The following is a 16,709-nucleotide window of genomic DNA, read 5'->3' as shown; positions in this document are numbered from 1 at the left end:
CAATTGCACGGATGCGATTTCTCGAACGTCGTCCAACCGGGAGATCTGCACGATGACCCCTGAGATGCGGGAGGTGACGGTATGACGGAAATTGATCCGAACACGCCAATCCGGCTTGCCGACATCCTACCGCTTGCGTTTCCGCAAGGTGGCATGACTACGAGCGGCTTGAGGAAGGAAGCTAAACGCGGTCACCTTACCATTATGCGCATGGCTGGCAAGGATTTCACCACCCTCGCCTATATCAAGGAAATGCAGGAAAAATGTCGCGTCAGCGAAAACCAGCCCGCCTCTGGCTCCGCCCAGCCGATGAAGACCGCTCCGCCGTCTGGCTCATCCTTGATGGAGGAAAACAAATCAGCACTGGCTGCGGCGCGAGCGATCGCGGATCGGCTGAAGGGAAATTCGCGGAATATCTCGCCAGCCGATTTATGGAAAAGCCGAAGAGCAAACACCGAGACGCTTCAGAAGTAACGGTGGCGGAAGTGATAGCCGCATATGCCGCGCTCAAAGAGACTACGGTAAAGCGCCCTAAAGAATTGGGACAGCGGATCACCGCACTGCTGAATTTCTGGGGAGATAAAACCCTGGACGATATAACGACAACGACTTGCACCGAATATGCGAAGCAGCGATCGACCATCACTGCCGCGCGTCGAGAGCTTGAGGATTTAAGATCCGCGTGCAGGATGGCGGTTGCTGACAATATCACCCGTCATTCCGTGATCGTCACACTTCCTTCCAAGCCGAAGGGCCGGGTTAAGCACCTTGAGCGCGATGTGATCGCGAAACTCATATGGGTCGCGTACAAGAAGACGTACCAGCCGCCGCGCGCCAAAAGCGCCGTCAAGACCTCTGTTCACGTCGCGCGTTTCCTGCTGGTCGCTCTCTATACCGGCAGTCGATCGGCGCGCGTCTGGCAGGCGTCATTCGTCAAGGAAGAAGGCCGGCCGTTCGTGGATCTGGATTCAGGCGTGTTCTATCGCAGTTGGGATGACGAGACGGTCGCCAAAAATAAACAGGCTCCTCCAATCCGTCTTCCTGACCGCATTCTTGCCCATATGCGCCGCTGGCATGCAATGGGCGCTAAATACGTTGTCGAGTTTCACGGCAAGGCTGGCGACCCAAAACAGGCGTTCAAGCGCCTTGTCAAGGAAGTGCTTGGATCTGAGGGGGTTGACGTCGTGCGCCACACATTGCGCCATACGGCAGCGACGTGGCTAATGCAGGCGGGAACGGAGAAGTGGGAAGCGGCGGGATTTCTGGGCATGACGCTGGAGACACTTGAAGATACCTACGGGCATCATCATCCGGATCACCAATCAGGCGTCAGCAAGGCATTCACGACCGGGAAGGCCGGTCGGAAGAAGCCTAAGAAATAACGGCAACGATTGCCAACGAATGAGCGGAACAAACATGATTTGTTCTTTTCTAGGCGATAGAAATATGGTAGAAAAAACAATGCCAAATCAGACACTATCATTGTTCGGGACGAGGGGGTCGAGTGTTCGAATCACTCCACTCCGACCAAGCTGTTCAGGCTTCGCCTGTTTCCCCTTCCCTCCAGTTTGAAGTTGCGATAACAGCAGTGATATTGCTGTGATTGCGTCAGCGCTTGTGAAAAATCACCGGCGCGCCGAAATCCGTCGCGGACACCATTTAGAAACCCGACTCAGGTTCTATGGGCCGGAAGGGACACGGCTTTGGGGGATGGTCTGACATGAAGAGAATTCTGGTTACCGGCGGCGCGGGCTTTTTGGGTTCGCATCTCTGCACCCGGCTGATCGAACGCGGTTTCTTCGTCACCTGCCTCGACAATTATTTCACCGGCGCCGTCGACAATATCATCCATCTGCGCGGCAATCCGAGTTTCGCCGTCATCGAGCAGTCGGTGATCGACCCGGTCGACGTCAAGTTCGACGAGATTTTCAATCTCGCCTGCCCGGCTTCGCCGGTACATTACCAAAGCGACCCGATCTATACGTTCAAAACGAGCATTATCGGCACGATGAACCTGCTCGAGCTCGCCTCGAAAACCGGCGCCAAGGTCTTGCAGGCCTCGACCTCGGAAATCTACGGCGACCCGCTGGTGCATCCGCAGAGGGAAGCCTATTGGGGCAATGTCAACACGATGGGCATCCGCTCCTGCTACGACGAAGGCAAGCGCGGCGCCGAAACGCTGATGTATGACTATCACCGCAGCCGCGGCGTCAACATCCGCGTCATGCGCATCTTCAACACCTTCGGCCCCGGCATGAACAAGGCCGACGGCCGTGTCGTCTCCAATTTCATCGTCCAGGCGCTACGTGGCGAGGACATCACCATTTTCGGCGACGGCAACCAGACCCGCTCCTTCTGCTACCGCGACGACCTGATCGAAGGCATGATGAGGCTGATGGACGCGCCCGACGACGTGACCTATCCGGTCAATATCGGCAATCCCGGCGAATTCACCATGAAGGAACTGGCGGAGATCGTGCTGGAACTGACCGGCTCAAAATCAAAGATGGTCTACCGCCCGCTGCCGCAGGACGATCCGCTGCAGCGCTGCCCCGACATTTCGCGCGCCAAGCAGGTGCTCGACTGGGAGCCGAAGATCCCGCTGCGCGAAGGGCTGAAGAAGACGATCGAGTATTTCAAAACGGTGATTTGAGGCAACTCCATCGGAGGCGCTACAACAGTGCCTCGTAGCGGTCACCGATCGCGGTCACCTCAAAATCGGCCGCCCGGCGCTTTAGAAGGTCGGCGTCCACCGGCCGGGCAAGCGCCTCGTCCATGGCCGCAGCGAGCGCCTCGGCATTGCCGACAGGCACCAGCGCACCATAGCGCCCATTCTCGAGGATTTCGCGCGGCCCATGTGGCGCGTCGGTCGAGACGACGGGCACGCCCGCAGCCATGGCTTCGATGAGCACATTGCCAAAACCTTCCGTGAGCGACGACAGCACCACCAGATCAGCAACCGCATAGCAGGCCGCGGGATCGTTGACATATCCGGCAAACAGCACATTGTCGGCGATGCCAAGCTCCCCGACGAAGGCGCGAAGCTCCGCTTCCAGCGGGCCATCGCCGAAGATGACAAGGCGCGCAGGCCACGTGGCGCAGAGCCGGGCAAAGGCACGAAACAATGTGCGATGATCCTTGACCGGCACCAGCCTGCCGATGCAGGCGATCACCGGCCCGTGCCCCATGGCCAGGAGCGCCATCCGCCACGAGTAGACGACACCGGCATGCGGCGTCGGTGGTGGCAGAGGGTTGTTGATCACCACGATTCTTTCCGATCGAAAACCGCGGGCGACCAGATCGCGGCCGACACCTTCGGACACCGCGATGACCTTGTCGGCACGGGTCGCGACGAGCCTCGATAGCCAAATCGAAACATGGGCGCCAAGCGCCATGCGCGGATGGGCCGAGGCAGCGTGGTAGCTTGGAAAGAATTTTGCCGAGCTCCCCGAAAGCCGCAGTGCAAGTGCAATGATCAGGTTGGCAAAGTCCGGCGCGCTGTAGACCGCGTCGGACCGAGCCCTTCTGAGGAATGCGGCAGTTCGCAGGAGACCACGCAGAGTCGGCAGCTTGCCAAAACCTTCGCCTCTTATCGCCATGCCGAGGTCCGCCAGCTTGACCAGGCCCGATAGCAACTCGGTATTCGGACCTTCGGCATTCCAGGTCACATAAGTCACGTGGTGGCCGCGCGCGGCCATTTCATTGGCCATGAGGACGAAGACGCGCTCGGCGCCGCCGCCCCTGAGGCTCGGCGTGTGGAAGACGAGGCGCTTTCGGCTCTCGGCCGTCACGCGCGAAATTCGCCAGACCGGAACGGTGGCTCGCGCAGATCACGGAAAATGCCGCGGATGACTGCAAACAGCAAGCCGAGCATGAAGCCCGCGATAAAACCAACGCCGACAACGATGCTGGTGCGCGGAGGCCATGAGCGGCCGGCCGGCGGCACGGCGGTCGAAATCACCCGGACATTGGTGGTGTCTATCTGCTCGCGCTCGGTGATCTGGTGTGCACGCGCGAGAAAACTCTCGTAGACGGCCGTCTTCGACGAAGCGTCGCGCTCCAGCTCCCTCAGCGCCACCTGGGATTCGCTGTCGCTGAAGACATTGCCCTTGAGATCGTCCATCTTGGCGTTCAGGCCATCAAGCCCCGACTTCGCCTTGTCGAGCGTCGATTTCGCCGCTTCGTGGATGCGGTTCACTTCGGCCTTGATCTGGGCATTGGCGGCGTTGAGCTCGGCATGCAATTGCACGAGAGCCGGATGACGCTTGCCGTAGGTCATGGACATGGCATCAAGCTGCTGCTGCAGATTGCCGGCCTTGTTGCGCAGCGCGACCAGGGCCGCAGCTGCGACCGGATCGGAACTGCCGGCATTGGGACCGGCAGCGGCCACGGCGTCATAAGCGGCTTGCGCTGCGATCAGCCGCGACTGGGCGGCGACGATCTGGCTGTTGAGCTGCGTCATGAACTGGGAGCTCACGAGCTGTCCGTCGCTGGAGGCCAGTTTGTGGCTGCGGCGATAGGCCTCGACCTTCTCGTCGGCGGCCTGCACGTCGCGTTTCAGCTGGCCGAGACGGTCATCCAAGGCCGCGGCGGCACGGTTGGCACCCTCGGCGTCGGCTTTCGCCAGTTCATCCTGGAAAGCCTTGACCATGGATTTGGAGATCGCAATGGCTTTGTCGACGGTCTCGGCCGATACCGACAGTGTCGCGACGAAAGAGGTATCGTCGGCAAGCGTGCTGACCCGGTTCTGCAGGCTGTCGAGTGCCGCGAGCTTGGGATCGGGCTTGGCGGCGGGCCGGCCAAGAAGCTCCGAGACCAGGCTCGGCTTCGGGTCGAAAAATTCGGGATCGTTGGTCAGCTTCAACTCATCGACGACGCGCGAGAGCACATTGCCCGACGTGAGCACGCGCAGTTTGCTGCGGGCATCCAGCACCTGGCCGTCGACCTGGCCAGGCTGCTGATAGAGGTCGTTGGCGACCACTTGCAGGTTGGCGGGATTGATCAGGATATCCGTGCCGACCGTGTAGCGAGGCTTGCTGAGCACGGCAAAGGCCCCGCCAGCCACGGCGCCCAGCAATGCCAGCGCCAGACCCGTCCGAACCCCCTTGCGCAGCCATACGAACAGGCGACGGAAATCCAGTTCGAGGAAGTCGCCGACCTTGTCGATCGTCACCGCCTCCGATGCCGGCTCGGTGCGCGGCATGATGACCGGACCGGGATCGCGATAGCCCGTATCGTAATCGCTACGGGAAAACGGCCGAGCCGCCGGATTCGCCTGCGATGTGTTCGACTGGTCTGAAAACACTCGGGCCATGGGATCAACGCCTCGTACACTACACGGCTGACTTTAACGTTTTGTACACCACTGCGTAGCACATGCCGCAAGAAATCGGCCGCTCTGGTTAAACTGCGGATCCGCCGCTCTATTCTGGGGCATGCGACATGCGATTTCGCCCCCATCCGCATTATTCAGGCACAACACCATCACAGTTGTTCCAATCTGGATCGCCCGCCCGACGATAGCGCCGCCGGGTCGCGGACGCAAACAGGCATGACGATTCGGCGCCGATGTGCCGTTCTGGAACGATGACGGCAACCCATCTTGCTGGAACGGGAAAACCTGCGCCGAATTCGCAACGATAGGAGCCACCGACCGGTTGCAACGGGCGATCGGCGGCGTTGTTTCCCAGCCGCTCTTGTTTGCAAACCCCTTTGGCGCTTTAGTAGAGGTGGACAAGTCCGGCCCTTCGAGCCGGTCTCGCTGCAACGCCTCGCCGGGGACGACATGACCTATTCGAGCGCCATGCCGGAACGATCGGCGCCTCGCGACGCGAGCCGGCGTGATACGCTGGCCTTCGCGATCTTCCTGCTCGCCGCCTTCGCCTTCCAGCTGAGGTTCAACGTCTCGCCCGAAGTGATGAACATGTTCGTCGGCTATACCGGCGAGAGCGGACCGTTTTATCAGAAACTGCATTTCGGCACGGATGCGATCTTCCTGCTGCTGCCGCTGGCCCTGTTCAGCCGCCCCTTCCGGCTGGAGCGCAGCGAGGTCGGTCTGTTCAAGGCCGTGCTCGTCTACATGCTGCTGCTCATCGCCATCATCGCCTATCTGTTCGTCACGGGCCGCGCCGGGTCGAGCGGCTTCGTCATCGATACTTATCTGGTCGCCGGCGCTGCCGGCCTGATCACGCTGACGCTGCCCGCGTCCATGCGCCGGCTGCTCGGCGACATCACCGTCATCATGCTGGTCGCCAGCGCCGTGATCGGCATCACGGAAGCGGTCACCCACCATCGCATCATGCCCTATGACCGGGTGGAGCTGGTCTTCCGGCCGGTCGGCCTGACAATGCATCCGCTGGCGCTCGGCGCGCTCTGCGCCGCGGCGATCGGCTTCGCCGCACTGACGCGCTGGCGGCTGTGGGTGCGGCTCCTGATGGTGCTGGTGCTGTTCATCGGCTGCGCCGCTTCCGGCGCCCGCACGGCGCTGTTGCTGACCTGCGTCGAGATTTTCATCCTGCTGATTTTCACCCGCTGGCCGCGCCTGTCGCACCGTCACCAGAGGCAGGCGAAATTCGGCGTCATTCTGCTGACGATCCCGCTCGGGGCAGCGCTTTTGGCGGTGATGTTCGCTGCAGGCCTGATGGACCGCTTCGGCAGCACGCTGTTCGACGAAAACTTTATGGCGCGCGTGACGATCTACAGGGTGTTCGGCTATGCCAGTTGGTCGCAGCTGATCTTCGGCATGCCGGTCAAAGACCTCATGTATATCGTCAACAACAAGGTGCACCTGCCCTTCATCGAAAGCACGCCGGTGGTGATCTCCATGCTGTTCGGCCTGCCGATGGCGCTGTTCTTCACAGGCCTGGTCGTCTGGATTTTTGCGCGCCTGCTGCGCGGGGCGCCCCTCGCCGCCTGGGTCGGTACGATCATCTTCATCATCGCCGCGCTCTCCAACAACACGCTGTCTTCGAAGACCCCTGAGATCGCCATGCTGTTCGTGCTGTTGATCGCCTACCGGCGCCAGCCGGACTCCGGCCTTGAGCCGAAGGGGGCAAAGGAACGGCCGTCAGCCTCGTTGTCCGCGACCGCATAGTCAGCCGGCACTGTCGACCACTTCCATATTGCCCGCACGATTGAGCGTGTGAATGCCGTTGCGTGCCCAGGCATCGCCCGGACCGATCGGCGCGGGCGGGCCGAACGCGACGTCCTCGTCGTCCAGCCGCAGCAGCTCCATGAGGCCGAGCCCGCCGCCATAGGCATGCGTTCCGTCCTGCACCGGCAGGAACAGCCTGCCGTCGCGCCGGACGAAGGCGCCACCAGGCCGGGCCGCGGCGCGATCGATGGCGATCGGGTTGAGGGCATGCGGCCGCCACGGTCCCCTCAAAGCCGGAGCGGAGTAGACCATCAAGGTGTCCGAGGCACTGCCCGGCCCGAATTTTTCCGTGCCGAACAGCCAATGGCGATGTTCTGATCGCAACAGGGTCGCATCATTGATATCGATGTCGGCAAGCAGCACCGTGTCGCGCGCCCAACGATCAGGAAAGACGTCGGCGCGGTAGAGGACGAGCTCGCGAGCGGCGCTGCTTTCCGGGATCATGAAAATCTCGCCGCCCTCCTCGAACACCTGCGGGTAGGAGAGATGATGCGGCTCTTCGAGCACGACGCGTGGCGTACCGAAACGCCCGTCCGCGCTATATTCCGCAACCGAGATGACGCCGCGGCCCGACGCATAGGGGAATTCCTCGACGAACAGATAATACCGGTTGCCGTGTGCGAACATGAACGGATCGGCGTAGAAGCTCTCTCCATCGTCGGAAAGGACAGTGAACGGCGAACCGTCGAGCCGGCGGGTCTCAGCGACACCCGCTGCGCCGGTCTGCCGATAGGCCACCTGCCAGTAGAATGGCCGCTTGCGACGCCTTATCTTCCGAGCGATTCGATCGGCCAGCATTCGGGCGGCAAAGGGCGCGTAGTGCCAAAAGAAACCAGCGCCGCTTCGTTCCGGGACGGCGGGAGCACTGACCGGCTGGAGCCGACCGGCGAAAAAGCGCTTCACACTTTGCAAAAGCAAGGAAATTGCCGCCGCCAGTAAATTATTCGACATTTTCGACAACCAAAGATTGTCTATTGTCATTGGGCGCGCATGGCCGACAGCAACACCATTTAAGCGTGTTACGAGCTCCGGCAATTGCCGCCGGGCGAGCATTTCCGTGATGCCTTCGGCAATGTCGTTGCAGCCGAAGATTTCGAATGTCAGCACCGGTATGTCTGTCTCCGCCGTAGAACCAGTGAGATCAATCACGAGCTCGGCGACTCCGAGATTCTCAGTCTGTAGCGGAGCTACAAGACTGGCGAGCGACGGCCCGAAGCGGCGGCTTTCGATGGCCAGAACATGGTCGAATCCATGTCGCCCGGCCGCCGCGGCTTGTGCCGCATGGACGACCGAGACTGTATAGCCAACGGCATGCAATCGAGCCTGAAGAGAGGCCTCCCAGCGACGGGCCGCCGCGGCTTTGCTGATGATTGTCAGGTTGTGCAAATTCGGCCCGATCCCATTTCAAAACACATCCACAATTCCTGCTAACCCACGCGCGCGAAAGGGGAAATTCTCGCGTATAGGCGCGTTGCCGGCGAAATTAACTATATATTAGCTCTGAACGTCGCCCCGCGGCCTGCCCGATAATATCAGTTTCAAGATCTACGAGTAGTCAAGCTTGACCGAATTGTAAGTGGCAGGACGAAAGCATGCATTTCAATTTGCACCCCCCGCTTCCGAAAGAGCGAAGGCTGCTGATCGTCTTCGGCACGCGGCCGGAAGCGTTGAAGTGTTTTCCGATCGCACGCGCAGCACTTGGCGCAACGGGGCTTGCAACCGAAATTTGTGTTACCGCCCAACACAGGGACATGCTCGACCAGGTCATCGCGCTCACCGGCCTGAGGGTCGACTACGACCTCGACATCATGCAGTCAGGCCAGACCCTGTTCGACGTGACGAGCCGCGTGCTGACCGGCGTCGGCGAGGTGTTGGAGAAATCGAAACCGGATATCGTCATCGTACAGGGCGACACGACGACGGCGATGGCGGCGGCGCTCGCCGCGTTCTACAAGCGCATCCCGGTCGCCCATGTCGAGGCTGGCCTGCGCAGCCATAATATCGGCTCGCCCTTCCCTGAGGAATTGAACCGCAGGATCGTCGGCGACATCGCCGCCTGGCATTTTGCCCCGACGCAGCAGGCCCGCGACAATCTCGTCGCCGAAGGCAAGAACCCGGATATGATCTTCGTCACCGGCAACACGGTGATCGATACGCTCATGCATTTCTCAGCGGAGATCGACGCCGACAGGCCGATGAGCGAGGCGCTTGCCGGGCGGTTCCCCTTCCTCGATCGCCGCAAGAAGCTGATTCTCGTCACCGGCCATCGCCGCGAGAATTTCGACGGCGGCATCGACCGCATTTGTACGGCGCTGAAGGCGCTGGCGACGCGGGGCGACGTGCAGATCGTCTATCCGGTCCACCCCAACCCCAGCGTTCGCGCCGTGGTTGACGCTCAGCTCGGCGGCCTGCAGGACATCCACCTGATCGATCCGCAGGACTATCTGGCTTTCCTCTACCTGCAGAAGCAGAGCTATCTGGTGCTGACCGACAGCGGCGGCGTGCAGGAAGAGGCGCCGTCGCTCGGCAAGCCGGTGCTGGTCATGCGCGGCAATACGGAGCGGCCCGAGGGCGTGGCGGCCGGCACGGCGCGCCTGGTCGGTACCGATGTCGAGAAAATCCTGTTCAATGTCAATGTGCTGCTTGACGACCAGGCTGTCTATCGCGGCATGGCCGAACAACACAATCCCTATGGCGACGGCCGGGCGAGCAGCCGGATCGTCGAGGAGCTGTTGCGTCATGCCTGAAATCAGGACCGTCTCCGTCATCGGCATGGGATATATCGGCCTGCCGACCTGCGCCATCTTCGCCAGCCGCGACTTCGATGTGGTTGGCGTCGACATCAATCCGGCCGTGGTCGAGAAGGTCAATCGCGGCGAGATTCACATCGTCGAGCCCGATCTCGACGGCCTGATCCAGAAGGTGGTGGCGAATGGCAGGCTCCAAGCGTTCGTCACGCCGCAACCGGCCGATGCCTTCATTATCGCCGTACCGACGCCGATCACAGAGGATCGCAAGCCGGATGTGACGCATGTCTTCGCCGCCGCGCGCGCGATTGCGCCGATCCTGGCGCCGGGCAACATGGTCGTGCTGGAATCGACCTCGCCTGTCGGCACGACCCGCCTGATGACCACGCTGCTTGCCGAACTGCGTCCCGATCTTCGCTTCCCGCTCACCCATGGCGACGAAGCGGATGTGGCGGTCGCCTATTCGCCGGAGCGGGTTCTGCCAGGCAAGGTGCTGACCGAGCTGATCAACAACGACCGATCGATCGGCGGGCTTTCCCGCAGGTCGTCGGAGCGGACAGCCGAACTCTATTCCAGCTTCGTGGCGGGCGATCTGTTCATCACCTCGGCGGAAAGTGCGGAACTGGTAAAGCTCGCCGAAAACGCGTTCCGTGATGTCAATATCGCCTTTGCCAACGAACTCGCAGCCGTCTGCCAACACCTGTCGCTGAATGTATGGGAGGTGATCGACCTCGCCAACCGGCATCCGCGCGTCAACATCCTGCAGCCTGGCCCGGGCGTCGGCGGCCATTGCATCGCCATCGACCCCTATTTCATCATCGATGCCGCGCCGGAGAAATCGCCGATGATGAATCTGGCGCGCAACATCAATTCGGAGCGCCCGCATGCCGTGGTGCGGGACATTCTTGCTCTGCTCGGCGGCAATCGCCGGCAGACCATCGCCTGCCTGGGACTGAGTTTCAAGCCGAACATTGACGATCTGCGCGAAAGCCCGGCTGTCGAAGTGGTGAAACTTCTCTCAGAGGTACCGGAGATCAAGATCGTCGCCGCCGAACCGAATGTCCGGGCGCTGCCGCGCGAGCTCGAGGGCCGCGGCATCGTCTTCGCCGACGCACTGTCGGCAATCGACCAGGCCGATGTCGTCGTGCTGCTGGTCGATCACCGGCAGTTCAATCTCATCGACCCCGAAGCCCTGCGCGACAAGAAACTGATCGACACGCGCGGTCTCTGGACCTGGCGCAAGGCGCGCAAGCCTGATGCCCGCATCGAAGGCAGCAGGTCGCGCGCTTCGTCGATGCCGGAGGCGGCGGAATGAACGTCCATAGCATCGGCTGGTCGCAGCATGTCCTGCTCGCTTCTCGGCGGCTGGAATTCATGGGAGCGCCGATGCATGCACTGTCGATGGCGGAAACGCTTTCCATTGCCGAAGAGGCGATGACACTGAAGCGACCGCTGCATCATACGGTGGTCAACGTCGCCAAGCTCGTCAACATGCGCAGCAATCCCGAGCTTCGGGACGATGTCTCGACGGCGGATATGATCAACATAGACGGCACCGGCGTCGTTTGGGGCGCAAGGCTCTGCGGCCTCGCCATTCCAGAGCGGGTGGCGGGCATCGACATCATGACCAGCCTGTTCGGCCTCTGCGCTGCCCGCGGCTTCCGCCCCTATCTGCTGGGTGCGGAACAGGTGGTGCTGGAGGCCGTGCAGCACCGGCTCAAACAGGATCACCCCGAACTTATCGTCGCCGGCATGCGGAACGGCTATTTCACGCCCGAGGACGAACCGGAGGTGCTTGAGGCGATCAATCGATCTGGCGCCGACTGCCTGTTCGTCGCCATGCCGACGCCGCGCAAGGAGCGTTTTTTGCGCAAGAACCGCGATGGGCTGACACCGAATTTCGTCATGGGCGTCGGTGGCAGCTTCGATGTCTATGGCGGCAAGGTCGCCAGGGCGCCGAGAATGGTCCAGAATGCAGGCTTCGAATGGCTTTTCCGGGTGGCGCAGGAGCCGCGCCGGCTCTGGCCTCGCTACTACGAGACCAATACGGCTTACGCCATTCTGTTGTGGCAGGAATGGCGGCAGCGACCGAGGCGTTGAATAGAGCCTTTCCTGGTCAGGATGCGAAGCGTCTGAGCCGCATCCGCAGGGTACCGGCAATCCTGACCGTTGCCTGCCTGTGGAACACGGCATTCAGCGCGATGAAAACGACGCCTCCGGCGATCCCGCCGGCTGCCAACCTGACTATAGCGGGTGCGGCCCCCATCACATTGGCAACGAATATCGCCACGACGCCCATCGTGGCGGAAATCAGCAGCGAGATGCCAACATCCCGCCAAGGCACCGGCACAGGCGTCAGCCGGTGGCTGATGGTGATGCATGCGATCAGGCTCGCAACCGAACCACCCAGAAGCGCGAAAGCCGCACCGACCGCCGCCATCGATGGAATCAGGATAAGCGACAGGACAATCGTCGCCGCTGAGCCGACGGCATTGGCGATGATCAGCAGCCATGGCCGCTTGTGCGCATGCACGACCGTGCCGTAGACGAAGCTGGTCAGGTTCGCCGCAATGACGCTCGCAGCGATGATCAGGAAAAGTCTGTCGATATCGGTTCGATAACCGGCGGGCAGGACCAGCGCCGCGATATCGCCGGCCAGCGCCACAAGGAGCGCCGCCACCGGCAGACAGAGGCGGATCAGCAGCGCCATCAGTTGCGACAGCAGCCTGCCTGCTGCGGCAGGCCCCTCGTCGTCGAAGCGGCTCACCACTTCCGGGAAGGCGCCCATGTTGACGGCATTGGCGACCATGTCGATCGGCTGGCGCGCCAGCGCATAGGCCGCGGCGAAGGTCGCCACCGCGCCGGCATCGTGAAACAGTTTCAGGAAGATGCGCTCGGCATTGTTGAGGCCGAAGCCGACCAGCGCCATGAGGATCAGCGGCACACCCAGCGCAAAGAATTCGCGATGGGTGAAGCGCGGCGGACCGGCGACGATCCTGCGCGAGGCCATGGCGCCGGCAAGGATGCCGGCGGTCAGCGCCCCCAGGCTCGAACCCAGCGACATCACGAGGAAGGATTTTTCGAAGACGAAGATCGCCGCGACCGGCAAGACAAGTTGCAGAACCGCGCGCAGGAATTCGAACATGGAATAGGCGGAATGCCGCTGCTGCATCTGCAGCACCGTGAGCGCAAAACGACCGACGGCGCCAGCGACGAGATAGGCGGAGACCGCAATCGCAAAGGCAATCCAGCGCTCAGGCACGACCACGGCGGAGGCGGCGACCGAGATGGCGAGCGCCAGCATCGTCGTGCCGATCAGGACCCGGCCGGCCAAAGCGAGGCTGCCGCGGCTGATATCGCCTTTGCCGCCAAGTCTCAGCAGCGCGATGCGCAGCCAGTTGGTGACGGCAACGTCGGTCATCTCGCCGACAGTGACCACCAGCGTCAGCAGACCGTATTCCGTCTGGTCGATCAGTCGCGTGGCGACGACCAGCAGCAGCAGCGCCGAAATGCGCGTCAGAAGGATCGCCGGAGCGTAGATCAGGGTGGAGCGCAGCAGCAAGGGATCATCCTTGGATCGTCGATCCTGCTTAGCTTCACCGCCACGCGAAATATAGCGGAATCTCGGCGCAGGGTGAATCCGGCTCGAAATCGCACGAACGAGGCCATCGCAGTTGCCGCCGCCCTCCCCGCTTTCCGCTGCACTCCGCTTTGCCGCGTGCCGGGGGCATGCTAGTGAAACAGCCATGCCGCAACGCCGTTCCAGTTCTCGACCCCTGCATGTTCTGGTTACCGTCCCCTCTGGCACATCCGGACAGGGCGGCATCGACCGGATCATGGGCGCGCTGAAACGCGAGCTCGACCGGCGAAGCGGCCGCGATATCGAGGCGCAATTCCTGGTCAGCCGCGGTTCCGGGCCGACCGCGCTTTCGGTCTTGGCCATGGCGGGCGTCTGCCTAAGCATGGTCGCAGCGCGTGTGGCAGGGCGCGTGGATGTGGTGCATATCAACCTGTCGAGCCATGGCAGCACCTATCGCAAACTGGTCATCGCCGCCTGTGCCCGGATGCTCGGCATGGCCTATGTGCTGCACCTGCACGGGTCGCAATATCAGACATTCTGGACCGAAAGCGGCTTCCTCAGCCGGCGCATCCGCAGCCTGTTCGAGCATGCCGCCCGCGTCATCGTGCTCGGGCGCATCTGGCGTGATTTCGTTACGGCCAGGGCACCTGGCACGGCCGACAAGATCGTCATCGTGCCGAATGCAACGGAGACGCCGTCGCTGCCGCATCGCGGTGGGGGCGAGCAGATGCATGTCCTTTTCCTCGGCCGCGTCGGCGAACGAAAAGGCACGCCGCAACTGATCGAGGCACTTGCACAGCTCTCTTCGATCGAAGGCTGGCGGGCGACGATCGCAGGCGACGGCGAAGTGGAGGCGATGCGGGCTAAGGCGGCGGCGCTGGCGCTTGCCACACGGGTCAGCCTGCCCGGCTGGGTTGGTCCGGATGAGGTCGCCTCGCTGATCGCGTCGGCCGACATCCTCGCTTTACCATCCTTCGCCGAAAACCTTCCGGTCTCGGTGATCGAGGGCATGGCGGCCGGCCTTGCAGTGGTGACGACCCCGGTGGGCGCGGTCGAAGACATCATTGTCGATGAGCAGTCGGGACTGCTGGTCCCGCCCGGCGATGTCGACGCGCTGACAGAGGCCCTGCGGCGCCTGATCGAAGACCCGGCGCTGCGGGCGCGGCTCGGCGCCGCGGCCCTTGCCATTCATCGCGAACGCCTGGACCTTGCGCCCTTCACCGAGGCGATCTGCGACGTCTGGAAGCAGGCGGCGCGCTAAAACCGGCCGTCAACCGCGGCGAGCAGCCTCGATCGCCGCAACATCGATCTTTCCCATGTCCATCATCGCGTCAAACGCACGCTTTGCTTCATCGCCGCCTGCAGCCATCGCTTCGGTCAGTACGCGCGGGGTGATCTGCCAGGAGATGCCCCATTTGTCCTTGCACCAGCCACATGCACTTTCCTGGCCGCCATTGCCGACGATGGCGTTCCAGTAGCGATCGGTTTCTTCCTGGTCGTCCGTGGCAATCTGGAAGGAGAAAGCCTCGTTGTGTTTGAACATAGGGCCGCCATTGAGGCCGAGACAGGGAATGCCGGCGACCGTGAATTCGACGGTCAGCACATCGCCTGCCTTGCCGGACGGGAAGTCGCTGGGTGCACGATGAACAGAGCCCACCGAACTGTCGGGAAAAATCTCAGCGTAGAAGCGGGCGGCGGCCTCGGCGTCCTTGTCATACCAGACGCAGATCGTGTTCTTGGGAATTGCCATTGCTTTTCCTTTCGTTTTTCGAGGCCGGTTCCGTCCCGACTTTCCCGGCCCAAGGGAAAATGCATGGTCCTCGTCTTCGGTTCAATACGAAAAGGGCATGCACTCGCGCCATCGGCCTCCGCTTTTGTGCAACGATAGTTCGGCTGAAATCATTGCAGCCCCAGGGCATGAAGCATCTCGGCATCCGGAATGGCTGGCCCTTTGGGCAGGATGACGCTCATGCCGTAGGGGTTGGAATATTCCCAGATCGACCAGGCAATGCCGTAGCGCTCGGCCTCGTGCCGGAGTGCGGTGAGATAGCGCAGCCTATCGGCATCATAGGCGCCGGTGCGGCCGTCGTCGGAGATCAGCATGGCGCCGAATTCGCCCATGAACAGCCGCTCGGTCGGGATGTTGTGCGCCAGCGCCCAGTCGACGGCCTGTTTGATCCGCGCCTGCAACTGCTCCTGCCCCCAGTTCTCGGCGAAATATTTGTTGATGCCGGGTCCGACCAGAGCCAGGTTTGCCGCCTGCCCGGCCTCATCGAGCCCAGCCGCGGCCATATGCTGCCTGAGATGCGCCAGAACCTGAGCCCTCGTCCCCGTATCGGCGGGCCATGGCAGGCCGGAACTGAATGTCCGTTTGTCGTCGGCGCGCTGATGGGTAAAACTGTGCGGCTCGTACATGTGGAAATTATAGTAGAGGTTCGGGTCGTCGAAATTGGCATCAAGGTTGATGAGCCCGGTGATGCTGCCGCCGCAGGCGCCGGTGGCGATGATGGTGAGATCCCGGCTCACGGAACGGATGTCGGCGACGGTCGACGCCATGATCCGCTGCCAATCGTCCGTGCCTCCCGCACCGCAGGGATAATAAGCCGGCTCGTTATAGGGCTCCAGCGCCACCTTATCTGCACCGATGCCAGCGAGCATGGTCGCGACATCCTTAACCATGGCTCGGTAGCGAGCGACGCCATCGCTGTCGGCGCCGTCATAGATCATCTGCATGCTATAGGCCGGAACCTGACTGACAGCATGCAGATCGAAAACCACCTTGAGGCCGGCGGATGTAACGCGGTCGATATCCGTGGCGAGCACCGCGAGCGCCTCTTGCCTCTGGGCACCTTCACTTGCGACCAATGGACCGGGATCGACGGTCAGGCGGACGAAATCGAAGCCCAGCGAGCGGATATGCAGGAATTGATCGCCCTCGGGCCAATCAGTGATTGGCCGGCTGCCGCCGAGCCATTCCGCCTCGCTGCGATACGGCGGCCAGCGATAGGAGCCGTCAGGCATCACCGGCGCCCAGTTCAGCCATTCATGCAATCCGACGCCGCGGGACAGATGCAAGGTCGCCGCCTGTGCCATTGCGGAACAGGCGAGGAAGAATGCCAGAATGCAAAATAGTCTCTTCATGCCAACCTCCTCGACGCCCGCGGCAATATTAACCGCAGCGGTAGAAAAGCAAATGACAGTTCATGGCTTTTTGCCTGCCATGGTGTAT

The 16,709-nt window shown here is 61.9% G+C and carries 14 protein-coding genes; 8 read left to right on the top strand and 6 right to left on the bottom strand.

Translation table 11 applies throughout. The features are described from left to right. Positions 1-81 precede the first annotated feature (81 nt). The 3 genes from AC1DYF_RS00320 (at position 82) to AC1DYF_RS00310 (ending at position 2,653) form a co-directional block, all read left to right on the top strand. Complete coding sequence (locus AC1DYF_RS00320) at positions 82-474, top strand: excisionase (protein ID WP_477874048.1); 393 nt, start codon at positions 82-84, stop codon at positions 472-474. Continuing rightward, positions 432-1,382, top strand: a complete 951-nt coding sequence (locus AC1DYF_RS00315; protein ID WP_477874046.1) for an integrase — start codon at positions 432-434, stop codon at positions 1,380-1,382. The genes AC1DYF_RS00320 and AC1DYF_RS00315 overlap by 43 nt, the downstream gene beginning before the upstream one ends. A 338-nt stretch (positions 1,383-1,720) precedes the next feature. Further along, positions 1,721-2,653 (top strand): UDP-glucuronic acid decarboxylase family protein, encoded by a 933-nt coding sequence (locus AC1DYF_RS00310; RefSeq protein ID WP_477874044.1) that lies wholly within the window; start codon positions 1,721-1,723, stop codon positions 2,651-2,653. Positions 2,654-2,672: 19 nt separating this feature from the next. Here AC1DYF_RS00310 and AC1DYF_RS00305 read toward each other — a convergent pair whose 3' ends face one another. Both AC1DYF_RS00305 and AC1DYF_RS00300 read right to left on the bottom strand, forming a co-directional pair. After that, positions 2,673-3,791 carry a glycosyltransferase gene (locus tag AC1DYF_RS00305; RefSeq protein ID WP_477874042.1) on the bottom strand — a complete coding sequence of 373 codons (1,119 nt, stop codon included), beginning with the start codon at positions 3,789-3,791 and terminating at the stop codon, positions 2,673-2,675. Beyond that, positions 3,788-5,314 carry a GumC family protein gene (locus tag AC1DYF_RS00300; RefSeq protein ID WP_477874040.1) on the bottom strand — a complete coding sequence of 509 codons (1,527 nt, stop codon included), beginning with the start codon at positions 5,312-5,314 and terminating at the stop codon, positions 3,788-3,790. Before AC1DYF_RS00300 ends, AC1DYF_RS00305 begins: the two co-directional genes overlap by 4 nt. Before the next feature lie 471 nt (positions 5,315-5,785). On the opposite strand from AC1DYF_RS00300, the gene AC1DYF_RS00295 reads away from it, so the two are divergent. Continuing rightward, a complete protein-coding gene (locus AC1DYF_RS00295) occupies positions 5,786-7,093 on the top strand; it encodes a VpsF family polysaccharide biosynthesis protein (RefSeq protein ID WP_477874038.1) in 1,308 nt (435 codons plus the stop codon). Here AC1DYF_RS00295 and AC1DYF_RS00290 read toward each other — a convergent pair whose 3' ends face one another. Beyond that, entirely contained in the window at positions 7,094-8,539 is a 1,446-nt protein-coding gene (locus AC1DYF_RS00290; protein ID WP_477874036.1) for a glucosamine inositolphosphorylceramide transferase family protein, read from the bottom strand. Positions 8,540-8,745: 206 nt separating this feature from the next. On the opposite strand from AC1DYF_RS00290, the gene wecB reads away from it, so the two are divergent. From wecB to AC1DYF_RS00275, 3 genes are read left to right on the top strand one after another with little or no spacing between them, the layout of a single operon-like run. Next, positions 8,746-9,900, top strand: coding sequence for a non-hydrolyzing UDP-N-acetylglucosamine 2-epimerase (wecB, locus tag AC1DYF_RS00285; RefSeq protein ID WP_477874034.1), 1,155 nt, complete (start codon positions 8,746-8,748; stop codon positions 9,898-9,900). Then, positions 9,893-11,215 (top strand): UDP-N-acetyl-D-mannosamine dehydrogenase, encoded by a 1,323-nt coding sequence (gene wecC, locus AC1DYF_RS00280; protein WP_477874032.1) that lies wholly within the window; start codon positions 9,893-9,895, stop codon positions 11,213-11,215. Before wecB ends, wecC begins: the two co-directional genes overlap by 8 nt. Continuing rightward, a complete protein-coding gene (locus tag AC1DYF_RS00275) occupies positions 11,212-12,000 on the top strand; it encodes a WecB/TagA/CpsF family glycosyltransferase (protein WP_477874030.1) in 789 nt (262 codons plus the stop codon). Before wecC ends, AC1DYF_RS00275 begins: the two co-directional genes overlap by 4 nt. A 16-nt stretch (positions 12,001-12,016) precedes the next feature. On the opposite strand, the gene AC1DYF_RS00270 is transcribed toward AC1DYF_RS00275, so the two are convergent. Further along, positions 12,017-13,462, bottom strand: coding sequence for a lipopolysaccharide biosynthesis protein (locus AC1DYF_RS00270; protein WP_477874028.1), 1,446 nt, complete (start codon positions 13,460-13,462; stop codon positions 12,017-12,019). 184 nt (positions 13,463-13,646) lie between these two features. Between AC1DYF_RS00270 and AC1DYF_RS00265 the strand changes: the two genes are divergently transcribed. Then, positions 13,647-14,741, top strand: a complete 1,095-nt coding sequence (locus tag AC1DYF_RS00265; RefSeq protein ID WP_477874026.1) for a glycosyltransferase family 4 protein — start codon at positions 13,647-13,649, stop codon at positions 14,739-14,741. A 9-nt stretch (positions 14,742-14,750) separates the two neighbouring features. On the opposite strand, the gene AC1DYF_RS00260 is transcribed toward AC1DYF_RS00265, so the two are convergent. Together AC1DYF_RS00260 and AC1DYF_RS00255 are read right to left on the bottom strand one after the other, a co-directional pair. Further along, a complete protein-coding gene (locus AC1DYF_RS00260) occupies positions 14,751-15,224 on the bottom strand; it encodes a VOC family protein (protein ID WP_477874561.1) in 474 nt (157 codons plus the stop codon). 155 nt (positions 15,225-15,379) lie between these two features. Continuing rightward, a complete protein-coding gene (locus AC1DYF_RS00255; RefSeq protein WP_477874024.1) occupies positions 15,380-16,621 on the bottom strand; it encodes a glycoside hydrolase family 5 protein in 1,242 nt (413 codons plus the stop codon). Between the last annotated feature and the right edge of the window lie 88 nt (positions 16,622-16,709).

The organism is Rhizobium sp. P2_G9, from assembly GCF_056403475.1.
The sequence above is the reverse complement of the archived record's forward strand: the minus strand, read 5'-3'. Positions and strand labels throughout refer to the sequence as shown.